Genomic DNA, 14354 nt, shown 5'->3' with positions numbered 1-14354 from the left:
CTAATACTCTCGAATGCCGGCCCAATAGAAGGGTCGGCTCAATCGAGGGTGATTGTAAAGAAATTGCCGCTTAGCGCGATTCATATTCCAATCTTGATAATAGGAATAAAACAGAGCAGTACTGGCAAAATCGTGTTGATTCCACAAAGTAGAGACCACACGTCGAGCTCCTTGCTGTAACAAATACCGTGGCCAGTGATATTGTCCTTCATAACTCACACTTCTGCCCGTCCCTGTTTGACAAGCCGATAGTACGACTATTTCCGTATCTATATCCAAATTGAGCAACTCAAAGGCAAACAAGCTATCCAGTGTTCCATCGGAGGTCTTGAGATAGAGTCGGATATCATCCCTATGATCGACATTAGATATAGCGTGAGTCGCTAAATGAACCAACTTATTGTCTTGACCTAAAGCTTTCAAAAATCTCAGCCGATTGCACTTCTGTCCAGCATAAATCTTGGATTTGGGAAATTGTTGCTTTAACATTTCCATTTCCCTCAGGGCTCCTGGCAATTCAGAAAACCTCGTTAATTGCTTCAATTGCTGAGGATCCTCATCGGTAAAACTAAAACCCTGGACTGTTTCTTTATCGGATTTCAACAACTTATCTGGATTTATGTATTGTGGATCATAGCGAAAATAAACATCGTTTTCCTCCACCAAATATTTTCCGGTAATCGGCGAAATCAAAGCCTCAAAACTCAATTGTTCCAAACTCTGATCAGCCAAAATAAATATTTTCTTCTCTTGATATTCCTCAGGCAACAATAGCTTTGTCATTTCCTTGGCCAGAGCGGCATAGTCCTCCATGACCACATCGGGGTCTTGTTGCATAGCCTGAAGTTTTTTTAACTTTGACCGAGTGGCCGAACCATAGGATATACTTGTGTAATGGTAATTATCTTTGGAAATAGTTAAGATTAACAGATTGGATTGATGGGCAGTATACACCAGACAGACTTCATTGACATCGAGCTTGGATTGAAGATCCTCCATCCGAATATAAAAACTAGTGCGTTCAAAAAGCGGTTTCAGTCTTTCATCCTCTTCCAACTTCAATTTCAATTCGGCAATACTCAAAGATAGCTGCCGATAATAATCGATGGATTCACTGAAATTTTCATACTTTCTCGATCGATTAATTCCCTGTTTTGCTTGCCATATTTTTTTATAATCACCCAAACGCTGATTATTCATTTGGACATTAAACTGATGCAATACCCGCTTTTCATTGATCATGGTTTCTGCCCTGAGCAGTCTATATTTTTCCCTACCACTGATTTCGTATAAATAATCATAAATATCCAACAAGCCCTCTATGCGCTGATTTTGATAATATAACAATTGAAGCAAGGTAGACTCATCATAAACATTAAAATTTTTATCCTCTACCTCCTCACCTCGTTTATAAAATTCTAATGCCTGAACTAGGCTATTGCTATCCTTTTCTACCTGTCCTTGATGTTTGTAAATCTCAGCCAACCTATAAAAATGTACCATGGCTATTCCCTCCTCCCCCATTTTAAATTTATCCCGTGAGCCGTCGTATATGGAGGTCGGCAATATCTCTTTATACACTTCCACCGCTTCACTATACCGATTACTTTGTTCCAAATTCTTGGACCAGAGGTATTGCAAAATGTTCAATGACTTGCGATCTTGGACAATGGCATTTTGCTCAAACACTTTTGCCTGCTGAAAATATGCCTCACTCCTATCAAGATCGTTTTGAATTTCCATATAATACTCACCCAACAACCGAGGTATATTAAAAAAAGAATGCCCCCCACCATAGCAATTCAACAATTTAGACTCCAAATCTTCTGTCCTATAATTAGGACGGTACATCGTCTGATAAAATCCCATAATGGCCGCAAAGCAATGACGATGATCTTGAGCAGCCATATTTTCCCACACTTCCATTTCACCGTCCAATTCTCCCCATTTCTGTTGACTTAAAAAATTTATGCCTCGTTTCCATCGCAGGTGATTGAGGATAGGAAGCGGAGCGGAAATCGCTGAATAATTTTCAAATTTAATCTCCAACAATGCCGCGGTTAAATTATAGTCTCTATTCGCCGACGCCGATGCTGAAAACTGCATAGTGACCAAAAAATCATCGTAATTTACTAAGTCAATATAAGGCAGTTCCCCATAAGCTTTATAAATATAAGCCAGGGCTTGTCTAAAATCTTCATCCACTTCAAAACTCCGGTAAGACAGATACATCCAATGATAAAATGAATCTACTTCACTAGAAAATCCACTAATCTTAAAAAACTCATCATCCTTCAATTGATGGAGATGTGGTTGGCTAATCACACTGTCTAACTCGGGGAAATAACGCAAAATATTGCGGATCCTAAAGCGGATAAAATCCTGGTTGTCTGCTGCTTTTTCATCATCCAACAATTTGAGATAGGCCCTAACCGCAGATTCCATCTCAAAAGCGTTGAGGAGAGAATCAGCCTCAACCATGTATTCAGGGATTGAAAAACCATTCTCCTTCGTCGTTTTATTATCACTACAACCATAAGACGATAATAGAATACAGAGAACAACAAAATATAGGATGGCTAGACGGGGAAGGAATATCATCGGACAATAGTCTTATATCTGTCGTCAATATAATGATATTCAGAAAAAAAATAATAGTTCCTCATTAAGAATTCCGCCTTTTACCGCAGAAAACCAAACAATTACATCTAATTATACACGATTTCGGGGATCTAGAATAAAATAATTATAAAAAAAATAATTTCCAGAGGTTACTTCTGCAATAAATGCACACTTATAGTAAATGCATATGAGGATTTTGTCTGAAACACATAATTCGATGAATGAAAACTGAATATCATCAGTACTCCATCGATCAATAGTTTAATACGAAATACATGAATAATGACGGATAAGACTAATTCTTTAGGTTGTGTCTCTATCCTAATCAATCAAAAGATGACCGAGCATGACCGAATTCAGGACTTCGTACTGCATTTGGTCGTTCTCGCCAGAGCCCGATTTTTGGAGACGCAAGGCATTGCGTCTCTACGGTGCAAGCAATTCGCTCGTTCACCTCCGCGTTCTGGGTGCAATTACAAATGTTTTTCATATAACTCACCATACTACATATGGAGGTAGTCACTAACTCGTTTTCATGCTATTCTATGTTGGTGGCTACTCTTTTACAAATCTCGCTATGGCAACTACTCTACCCTCAGCATTTATCATTTTTACAAAATACATCCCACTATTCAAATCGACAATATTGACTGATATTTCCGCTAAACTAGAAAATCTAGGTTGGATATTGATTTGCTGGCCCAAGACATTGTACATATAAATCTGCCCTTGATTTCTATCCACAGATAAGGACTTGGGAAATCTCAAAAATACTTTTTCACTCGCGGGATTGGGGAAAACCGAAAATGTCAAAGGTTGACTAGGATAAAGTCCAGTAAGGGTACGGGAAAAGTGTATGATTTCACTCCAATTTCCACAACCTCCTATATAAGTCGCACATACTCTAAAATAATAATCTTTATCGTCTTCTACATCCACAGTCAATTGTCGACTATACTGTGACACTACCGTATCCAATATTAGATTGGTAAAACCAGAATCCAATGCCAAGACTACATGGTAGCCAGTGGCGTAATCGGTTTTATCCCATTGGATATCTACGGTTGGAGCCTCAATCTGACTATTATTATCCGGATGAATGACCAAAGGATGATCTGGGATATCTGTCGTTGTCCTAAAATCAACGGTTTCCGACCATGGGCCTTGGCCAAAAGAATTGACGGCCAATATTCTAAGAAAGTATTTCTGCCATTTACCCAAAATAGCTGTACTTGTCTCTGTCTTATCGAAGACTTCTTCTTGCCATTCCACATTATTGAATAAAGAATCTTTACTCAATTGCAAGATATAACTCTGAGCTCCATCCACTGAAGTCCAGGAGATATTGGCCATCAAAGAAATATGATTGTCTCCAGTCATTGGACTCACAATAGACACTGCTTCTGGGAAGCCAGTTTTAAAGTCATCTGTCGTACTGGTATTGCATCCCAAGCCATTGCAGGCAGATACTCGCCAATAATAACTGCTATTGCCAACGAGAACGAGGTCTGAAATATTTAAAAACGTATCTCTCAGTAAATCCGTTTGAAAAACCATTTGTTCAAACAGAGAATCTTGAGCTACTTCCATGGTATACACGGAAGCATTCTCCACATAGGACCACTTCAATTCATCTGTTGAGGCAATGATCTGTCCCTCTAACCGCTCAATATCAACGTCACCAACTGGACTTACATCGATAGCCAATGACACATCATTAATCTTTCCATATCGATTAAGGGTATAGACGTTAGAACGTACCGTTGTAGTATCTTTGGGCAATATAAGGCGGTCTAAATAGCTCACTTGCTGAAAAGTAACTTCATTTTCTGCGTCGAATCCCTGCACTAAATATTTGTTATTGCTCTGACCATCCCAAACAAATCCGGCAATTGGGTTTTGACTCATTTTTTCCAATCTGCCATTTGTCCCAACTAAAGGAATATCTGATGTTGAAAATTCAGGCCATAAAGCAAAGTCCATATAGGGATCGGATTGAAGGGCATTGCTTAAATTTTCGACCTTCTCAATATCGGATTGTTTATAAAATATTATCCCATTGGCACCATGGTCTCGCTGTGTCCTCGTATAGTCTATTTGATTTATTAACTCACTAAGAGCCCATCCATCAGAGGCATCTACTACAGGCTGATGTACACTGAGACGATAGGTAGCTAGGGAAGGATAACATTGCACATTGTTTTTATCGGCTTCTTTGGACCACCATTCAAGCAACTTGTGGTAGTCTTGTCCCCCACCTATCTGCCAGTACAACTGTGGAGATATATAATCAACGATACCCATTTGGATCCACGCCAATGGATCGCAATATATAGCGTGATAGTTGTCTCGACCTACAATGCCAGAAGGCAGGGTAGTGTTGTATTTACTAGCTACAGAAGGGTCAATGGTATAAATACCGGCAGGGCTTACCCCAAATCGCAACCAAGGTTTCTGAATTTTAATCGTATCGTAGACCCCAGCTATCATTTGATTGACGGATCGTCTTCTAAAATCACCCCTAGATTCGTTCTCCAATCCGTGGGCATTGAAAGCGGCATCGTCTTCGTCAGAGATACCTGAAGGATAGAAATAATCGTCAAAACATATACCGTCGATATCGTAATTGGATACAATATCGCCGATGATATTCTTAATATATTGGGCTACTTCAGGAAGGCCTGGATTGAAATAACTCTTGCCATCTACATCCAATATCCAGTCTGGATGGCTTTCTTTATAATCTCCGGCCTTGCCACTATATCGTCCAGACTCGGTCTCGAAACGATATGGATTAACCCAACCGTGAACTTCGATACCCATTTCATGTCCTTTTTCGATAGCAAATGCCAGTGGATCGTATCCAGGATCTTGCCCCCTGGTCCCAGTTAACCACTCAGACCACGGTTCTATAGACGAAGCATACAACGCGTCGGCATTAGGGCGAATTTGTAATAAAATAGCATTCATATTGGCCTGCTTAGCGGAATCCAATATGGCTAATAATTCCTTTTGCTGTTGTTCAGGATCGTTTTTGACATCTGGCCAATCGATATTATACACCGTAGCCACCCAGGCTGCTCTAAACTCCACATCATTGGATTGAGCCGACAAAGCATACCCTTGGATCAACAAAAACAATACAATTCCTAAATTCTTCAAACAATTGGTATTTATCATATTTTTATACATTCGCCCTTCCCGCATGGGTAATACCCACAAAAAAGACTATCTATTTTCTTTATCTAATCCTACGCCATAAGGCAAGAATCCCTGTAAATAAAATTCCGGTGCTTCGCTTTGATCCAATTTATATCTCTTAATACCAGATTTGCTACCGTCTCCGATTACTCCACCATTGTCATCTATATCGGTCTTATCTCTGTAAGGATAGTACAAATAACCATTCTGTACATCGATTTCCATATCGGTAATGTAAGTCCTTTCAGCAGCACTTCCTTCCCCAGAGTAATCTGGCATTTCATCAACCAATTGAATATTACTTCCATCAATATCAGAAACATATAATCCCGGATCCAAACCACCGCTGGCAATATTAATAGCCAAATATATTTTTAAATTTTGCAAATCTACAGCAAAAGAACGAATCTTATAGCTGGCTAGATTGTCAATCTTCTCAATAAAAGTCCCATCGGTTTTAAACTTGTATAGACCCTTACCAGATCCGTGCTTGCTATACCACAATTCTCCATCCACAATTTTGAGATCTCCATCAGTCCATCCATAAGTAGATGACTCCCCAATATCTGCAGCCAATACACCGAATGAAACGGCAGGATATTCAGCATTTTCTGAAGCGATTGGCATTTTTCTTACTCCTTCGAATCGATTGAGCCAATAGACGATACCGTCATCATCTACAACGGAAGAAAAAGGATCGCGAACATAGGCATTACCCCCTGAATTCGTCGTTGTAATCACCTTCATATTTTTGCCATTGAGATCAGACTTAATGATTTGACCATCGGCAGCTGTTCCCCATGCAGAATACTTGATATTGTCACCAGCAATACTTACCACTACTGAATTTTGATGAACAGAAATACCCAATGGATGCAATCCCAAGCTTAAGTCTGTAGGTTGAGCAGAGGACTGCGCAACGGTAAACAATTTTTTAGACATCAATTTATTGGTAATGGCATCAGAGAAATACAATGTAGGCGCCAATTCACCTTTGACTTCGATTACCTTAGTAGTCGTTAATGTTTCCTCAGTATCGTTAATCGTCAAGGTCACATCATAAAACCCAGGTGTTTGGAAAGTAACTGTCGGCGATTTCTGGGTAGAAGTTTCTCCATTCCCAAAATCCCACTGATAAGTAACGTCATTCTCCTTGCCCGGATAAGTATACAATGAAGCATTAAATGTTACGGGCTCCAAGAATTTAATGGCTTCGGGATCGGTTGAAATTCTGGGCTGTGGTTTGAAAACTTCAAAGCTCAGGTCCATTTCATTCGATGTTCCATCCACCGTGGTTATTAACTTGGCACTGTATTGACCGGGTTCTTCATAGCGCACACCATCGGGTTGAATCCCCGTATAGCTTTCCAATCCAGTAAGTGCATTGTCCACTACTACATCACCGTTTTGAAACTGCCATTGATAAGTATCAACATTTTTGGAACCGTTGATAAATAGAACCGTCACTGGAGCTTCTAAAGTATCGGAATTCCCAATACTAAAATAAGTAGTTGCAGGACCAAAAGTAATGTCATTATCGTCCTTATCACAACTCACAATGGACAATAATCCAAGAGCTAACATAGCCCATAATCCTGATCTCAGTTTTAATTTCTTTATATATTGCATGGTATATTTAATTTAAAATATCAAATGTGGATTCGTCTTCTACAACAATGGCAGCCTGATTTTCGACTGCTGCACGCAGCTTTATTTCAGATTCTTCAACGTAACTAGCCGAAGTTAAAAACGCCTTCAAAGCTGTTTTATCGAGATCGGTTTTCAGTTTGGTTTTACCCTCTACTGAAATTTCTCCTGTAAATTCACCAGAATTGTCTAGGACAAAATAGGAAGAATCAGCATTTGGCAACCATTGCAAAACATCTGATCGATCCACCTGACTTATCAAATAATCAACAGCACTGGTCATATCTTCACTGCTAAGGGAATCGACTACTTCTTCTCCGTCCAAATCGGCAATGGCGTAATTGTCGGGAATTACCCATGGTTTAATAAACACATAGGCATTGTCGCTGGTTCGGTAAAAAGTATCGAGGGCTACACCGGTATTTTGGATTTCAAACAACGGAGTTTCTGGATAAAAAACACTGTCACTGGACACGGTGTATGCCAATGTCCTTGTTTCCACAGTAGAATCTAGATTTACCGTCCACTCCCATTGAAGATCCAAATCTCTTACCTTAAACCCATCTTGAAAAACATCGAGTCTTTCGATATCGTCATTGATGGCCCAAAATCGAGTAGAGATATAGACCGTATCCGCTGGGCGACTATCCGGTATGCTAGAAAGGGTGATATATGGATAATCCTTACCCGTTTTTGTCCCTTGCTCAGCCAAAACATCTCTTTTTTCGCAACTCATTGCGATCAAGCATAATGTCATTAATATTATATATCGTATCATCATTATCAATTAATTGAATTCAAAATAAAAATAATTACAAGGTTGACTCTTGGGCCCACCATACCATATCGACCAACCAGAGCGGATCTCTTGCCCCGAGTCTTTCTATTTCTTTGGGGTTGTATATATATTCGGTCTGAGGATCATAGGGAAGACGTTGAATGTATTTGCCCTCGTATAAATCCAAGACATTGGCAGGGTATTCCAAATCCGTATACACTTCTGGATTGTAGTGATATCTACGCATATCCACCCATGTTTCTGGTTGCAAGTACAAGGCAATATATTTTTGCATCATAATATCAGATATCGTCAATTCCGCAGCAGACTGAGCTACCGATGGAGACTCCATATACAGGGCAATGGTATCTAGAGTAACACCAAGTCTGTGAAAATTATTTTCTATACCTGCAAGATAGGCGTCATAAGCTCTCGATTTATCATTGGTATAAAAAGCAGCTTCCGCCTCGATAAAGTTTAATTCCTCTTCTGTAATTACAATGATGGGAGAATCATCCTTGGTCCAGTATCCATTGTATAGATCGGCAAAATCGTTTTGCGAATTACCACTTAAGCCTTCACTCGCTGGCACTGAAAAATAGTTGCCATTTTCACCAGGAGTTGTCAATTTTTTAATCCGGGGATCGAGTTCATCTCCAAATCTCATAGCATTCATGAAAAAGTCGGTGGAAATACTATTGTTCAAGGCATTGGTTACAAAATCCCACTGAGGTCGGGCTTGTGATGGTCCCCACATATTTCGCTCCCAGTCGTTAACCGGATCGCTGGAATAGTTGTAAACCGGATCTTCCCAATTTTCATAGGCCAAATCAATTTCCGATAAAACCTCTTCGTATTTATTCTCAAAATTGGCTGTATGCAAATACATACGCGCCTTAATGGCGTGGGTAAAACTCACCCATGCATCGATATCACCACCGTAGATCAAATCGGCACTACTATCCATGATTCGATCGGTTTCATCCGACTTAGAAAAATGATCCAATGCTTCGTCCAACCACTGATCGATATAATCGTATACTATATCTTGATTGTCATAAGTTGGATTGTAAATACCAGTAAATGCATCATCTACTGGCATTTCACCAAAAATATCAGTTGTTGTCAAAAATGAGAATGCCTTCAAGGTAAGGCCAACACCAGCATAATTATCAGATCCTTCTTCCTGAGCTATTTCAATCATTTTGTGCGCATTTCCCGCAACGTCAAAATAATTTTTTCTCCACAATCCCACACGCAAAGTATTTCGATAATCCCATCGATCTTTTTGCGAATAACCTCCAGTAAGGGTAGTTACATATTGAGTGAAATAAGAGATCGTCTCGCCTTGCTCATAATGAGTAGCTGCAAGATTGCCCTGCAAAGCAGGCATTAAATAATTAGGAGAAGTGGTTTCTGGCGTATCCACTGATTCGTTGATATCTAAAAAGTCATCACATGACATTGAGATTAGCACAACGAAGAGTATATAAAATATTGAGTTGATTTTCATATTCTTAAAATTTTACGTTGAGTCCTAAAGAAAGAGATCTTCGTGCAGGCACCTGATAGTAATCTACACCCATGGTTCCAGCACCACTTGCACCACCACCATTAGGTCCAGCATTGTTTACCTGGGGATCTCCACCAGAGTAATCAGTCATTAAAAATAGGTTTTGAGCCGACACATTGAAAGAAAGCGAAGAAATATTCAGCCTAGAGATTATATGATTGGGCAAGAAATAAGTCAAACCGACATTTCTCAATCTCAACCAATTAACCGTCTCTACAAAGTTGCTACCTACAAGACCATAATTCTGCGTAAAGAAGTTTCTATCCAAAACCACAGGAGTGGAATTTGGTGAATAACTTCCATCTTCGTTTTCCACTACTCCATCAAATACAAATTCTTCACGTCGGTATTCTTCTACCATGGTATGAAGACCGCTCTGCAACATAGAAGCTCCAGTGGCATTGAGCACATCGCCACCGATGGCACCATCTACTTGGAAACTGAATTCAAAATCGCGGAACAAATCAAAAGTATTGACTATTCCGTACCATAAATCTGGCTCGCGGTTTCCAATGTATTTTTTCTCATTATCTATTAATGGATATCCTTCTTCGTCTACGATGACTACTCCATCGTCGGTGCGCTGATAATCGGTACCTATCACACTAAACAAAGGCTCTCCTAGTCGAGAACTCGCTATCGCAATAGAGGATACCTGTCCATAAGTTACTGGGAACTCAACCAAGTCACCAAATAGTTTGGTCAATTTAGATCTATTGCCAAAGGCATTTAAAGTAATTTTCCACTTAAAGTTATCGGATTCAATGGGTTTGGCATTAATGGCCACTTCCACCCCTTTGTTTTCCACAGAACCGCTATTCACCGTCTGTAAGATGGCACCGGTAACCGGAGTTACCCGTGGGGTGATAATCTGATCATCACTGACTCGCTGGTAATAAGTCGCATCTAATCCCAATCTACCTTTAAAGAATCTCAAGTCGATACCGGCTTCGAATTCTCTCGTGATTTCGGGCTTTAGAGCTGGGTTACCCGCAAAGGCACCATTTTTCCAACCACCGCCAATACCTAAGTACTGTTCCAATACCTGGGTCAACTTATGAGCTGGTGCATCCTTACCCACTTCGGCATAAGACAATCTAATCTTACCAAAAGACAAGATGTCTTGACTACTTGGATCCATTAACTCGCTAAATATAAAGCCCATGCTATATGAAGGATAGAAGAAAGATCGATTGGCCAATGGCAAAGTTGATGACCAGTCGTTTCTCATGGTAACCCCTAGGATTAGCATTCTTTTATAATCCAATTTCACATCTCCAAAGGCACCAATCACCCTTCTTTGTCCAGTGGCTTGACTGTTTTGAATATCTTTGAGGTTGTTGATACTGTGAAGGTCGGGGTTTTTAAACTGAGTTCCACTTACACTGGTTCTCTCCGCATAATCCGACTGTATATTATTACCCAAGATCACATTGAAATTGAAATCATCTGCTAGGGTGAAATCCATTTTGGCTAGGAATGTTGATGTCCATTTATTGCTATTTCTATCAAACTCACTGATGGCACCTTCATAGGCACTTCCCGATGAACCCCATTCTTGAACGGACTTATAGTGTTGATTGTAGAAATCTCGACCAATTCTATAATCCAAGTCCAACCAATCTGTCAATTTATAGGTCAAATGAATGTTTCCTAAAACACGATTCATTTCATCGTTTCTCACTTTGTGGTAAGCCGTCCACCATGGATTGTCGGGCACGGTCGAAAGATCACCAGAAACGGGATCCCAAATATTTCTCTCAGAACCATCGGGATTGGTGTATTCAGCCATATTGTCCCATCTCGGCCATCGGTAAACGGAAGACAACCAACCTCCAGATGCACCGACGATTCCGTAGTTATTGTCTACATAAATAGCATTGACGGTGGCATTCATTTTAAGGCGATCGGTCAATTGTGAACCTACCTTCATCAAGAGCGATCGTTTGGTGTAATCTGTATTGGGTACAATTCCACCTTCGTTGAGGTTGGAACCAGAAAAGTAATAGGTTAAATTATCCGTTCCACCACTTAAGCTCAAGTCTGTTTTGAAATTGGTACCTGTTTGAAAAAAGTCTTCGACATTGTTATACACTTCATCGCTTTTTCGATATCTCGGACCCCAATGAGAAAAAGTAGTTCCGTTGTACAGACCGCTATAACCTGTGGTATAAAGATCTTGTTGATCGTGAAGATTCACGACTTGTGACATTCCGTAATATGAATTGAATCCCACTTGGATTTTTCCTTTTTTTCCACTTTTGGTTGTAATGATAATGGCACCATTGGCGGCATCGATACCGTAGAGTGCTGCCGCTGACGCACCTTTTAGTACAGAAACCGAGGCAATATCGTTGGGATTGATATCTGACGCTCTGTTCATAGTACCTGAAGTACTGGCATTGGAAATGGGAATACCATCCACTACGATTAGAGGTTGATTGTCTCCATCCACAGAAGTAGCTCCTCTAAGTATAATCTCAGTAGAAGCTCCTGGGGCACCAGAAGTAGAAGATATTTGCACACCGGAAACTTTTCCTTCCAATGCACTCAATATACTCTCTTGTCGACCCCGACTAATATCTTCGGATTGAATGGCCTGGACGTTTGAGGTTAATAATTTTTCATCCTTTTCTACACCCAAGGCAGTTACCACCACTTCCTGAATCAGTGCAGAATTGGTCGCTAGTACTACATTGATATTCTGTCGACCAGCTACTTTGACTTCTTGAGTTTCATAACCCAAATATGAAAACACCAACTGAGCACTTGCATCGCTAACTTTTATTTTAAAGTTGCCATCAAAATCAGAACTCACTCCATTGGTAGGGTTTGATTTTTCGAAGATGTTTACTCCTATTAAAGGTTCATTGGCTTCGTCGGTTACCTTACCAGATACTTCAATGGGCTCAGCCTTGGGAGTATTGGCTTCATTACCTTGTGGCTTAGTTTGATTTTTCATTTCAGCCGGAGGACTGCCTTTAAGGACATATAACTTTTGTCCTATTTTAGTACACTCCACTTTAAATTCTGAAAACAAAGCCAATAAAGCTTCATCCAATTTAGATTCTTTAACGGTAAAGGGTTTGGTAAGTCCCAAATTTTTTAACAATCCCGCCTCATAAGTAAATCTTACTTTGAAATCTGTTTCTATGGCTTTTATCACTGATACCACAGGGGTGCCACGATCAAAGGTTACTTCTTTGCTGCCAAACTGGACATTTAGATAATCTGGATTAGACCAACTATTAAATGAACTAAACAGCAAGACTACCAATGGCAAGACATTGAGTAAGGGATGCTTCATTCGATGATAAAATGTATTCATATTTTATTGTTTAATTTTTTCGATAATTAATGACAATACTAGAATCTTGTGCTAGAGTGGTTTCCACATCCAACAGTATTTGTATAACCTCTAGGGCTTCAGATAGCGATGTAGCCGACACGACACCGTTGACTTTGCGATTTTTTAAGTCTTTGGGCATGGAGGTAAATTCAACGCTAAATTGATTTTCGATATCTTTTAAAATTTGATCAACTTCTGTTTTATCATATATAAAATAGCCATCTGTCCAACGTCCAAATTGCTCTATATCATCAATATTCTCAGTAGATATCCTTCTTTGGTTATCCAGACTGAGGTATTCTCCTGGGCGAATATCTACTTCATCCATTTTATTCAATGCATTTAAGTAGTGGAATCTGACATTGCCTTCTTCCAAAGCCACGGCAACAATGTTGGTAGAATTTTTAGCATTAAATTTTGTTCCCAATACTTGAATGGAAGACTTGTTCATTTCTACCACAAATGCGTTTTGGGCATTCACAGCTGGAGTGACATCAAAATGTCCTTCCCCTATCAATTGGACACGTCGGGGCTTATCCGAAGAAAAAGATTGGGGAAGAATCAAACTTGAATTTGCATTAAGCACAACTTGGGTTGAATCTGGGAGATTTATTTTTTCTATTTGTCCCGCTTGGGTGTGGTATTCCATAAAGGATTGGGGACCATCTTCTGATTGAAAGAGCCAAAATCCCAATCCGACAAGGACGAGAAGGGAAGCGGCGATGGCCAGGCTACTATATATAGAAGATATTTTTCTTGCAGCCTGTTTAGGGTACTTTTTTTCTCCTTCTGCTTTTAGTTTGAATTTCACCCATTCCAATTCGATAAGATTAGCGGGCAATTCATCGGCTTTATATTTTCCGTATAATTCTTGTAATAGTTGTCGTGCGGTATCGACTTCTCGCTTTTGTTGAGGATGGCTGGCAAGAAAATTCAGCCAATCTTCATTTGCGGTATTATGTCTAATCCAACTTCTAAAGTTGGTGTCGTCCATAAAATCGACCGCGGTGAAATGAATATATTTATTCTGATCCAAAAGTTTGTGTTTTATCTTTTATCAAAGTTATATACCATACCCAGTCAAAATATGAAGGCAGTGTAACCCGTTTTTATATTTTTTTTAAATTATTTTTAAAAAAAAGGTGTAGAATGGGGGAATAGATAAGGAAATTAAGACTTGCGAT

7 protein-coding genes are annotated in these 14354 nt (G+C 39.7%); all 7 read right to left on the bottom strand.

Annotated features, from left to right (window positions below):
• The 7 genes from LVD51_RS08705 to LVD51_RS08675 all read right to left on the bottom strand — a co-directional run bounded on the left by LVD51_RS08705 (position 1) and on the right by LVD51_RS08675 (position 14206).
• Positions 1 to 2601, bottom strand: a complete 2601-nt coding sequence (locus LVD51_RS08705) for a CHAT domain-containing protein (RefSeq protein WP_236970833.1) — start codon at positions 2599 to 2601, stop codon at positions 1 to 3.
• 576 nt (positions 2602 to 3177) lie between these two features.
• The gene (locus LVD51_RS08700; protein WP_236970832.1) at positions 3178 to 5784 is read right to left on the bottom strand and encodes a family 10 glycosylhydrolase; all 2607 of its coding nucleotides are present in this window, start codon (positions 5782 to 5784) and stop codon (positions 3178 to 3180) included.
• Positions 5785 to 5850: 66 nt separating this feature from the next.
• Positions 5851 to 7452 (bottom strand): PKD domain-containing protein, encoded by a 1602-nt coding sequence (locus LVD51_RS08695; RefSeq protein ID WP_236970831.1) that lies wholly within the window; start codon positions 7450 to 7452, stop codon positions 5851 to 5853.
• A gap of 7 nt (positions 7453 to 7459) precedes the next feature.
• Positions 7460 to 8206, bottom strand: a complete 747-nt coding sequence (locus tag LVD51_RS08690; protein WP_236970830.1) for a hypothetical protein — start codon at positions 8204 to 8206, stop codon at positions 7460 to 7462.
• A gap of 76 nt (positions 8207 to 8282) precedes the next feature.
• On the bottom strand, positions 8283 to 9761 hold the full coding sequence (locus LVD51_RS08685; RefSeq protein ID WP_236970829.1) for a SusD/RagB family nutrient-binding outer membrane lipoprotein: 1479 nt from the start codon (positions 9759 to 9761) through the stop codon (positions 8283 to 8285).
• 4 nt (positions 9762 to 9765) lie between these two features.
• Entirely contained in the window at positions 9766 to 13149 is a 3384-nt protein-coding gene (locus tag LVD51_RS08680) for a SusC/RagA family TonB-linked outer membrane protein (RefSeq protein WP_236970828.1), read from the bottom strand.
• A gap of 10 nt (positions 13150 to 13159) precedes the next feature.
• Positions 13160 to 14206, bottom strand: a complete 1047-nt coding sequence (locus LVD51_RS08675; RefSeq protein ID WP_236970827.1) for a FecR family protein — start codon at positions 14204 to 14206, stop codon at positions 13160 to 13162.
• Positions 14207 to 14354 lie beyond the last annotated feature (148 nt).

Origin of the sequence: Membranihabitans marinus (assembly GCF_021729155.1) — a bacterium.
Taxonomy (GTDB): domain Bacteria; phylum Bacteroidota; class Bacteroidia; order Chitinophagales; family Saprospiraceae; genus Membranihabitans; species Membranihabitans marinus.
The sequence above is the reverse complement of the archived record's forward strand: the minus strand, read 5'-3'. Positions and strand labels throughout refer to the sequence as shown.

Bases quoted from the DNA above. Each gene is read 5' to 3' on its own strand.
- LVD51_RS08695 (WP_236970831.1), bottom strand. From the start codon at position 7,452: ATGCAATATATAAAGAAATTAAAACTGAGATCAGGATTATGGGCTATG.
- LVD51_RS08705 (WP_236970833.1), bottom strand. From the start codon at position 2,601: ATGATATTCCTTCCCCGTCTAGCCATCCTATATTTTGTTGTTCTCTGT.
- LVD51_RS08680 (WP_236970828.1), bottom strand. From the start codon at position 13,149: ATGAATACATTTTATCATCGAATGAAGCATCCCTTACTCAATGTCTTG.
- LVD51_RS08690 (WP_236970830.1), bottom strand. From the start codon at position 8,206: ATGAGTTGCGAAAAAAGAGATGTTTTGGCTGAGCAAGGGACAAAAACG.
- LVD51_RS08685 (WP_236970829.1), bottom strand. From the start codon at position 9,761: ATGAAAATCAACTCAATATTTTATATACTCTTCGTTGTGCTAATCTCA.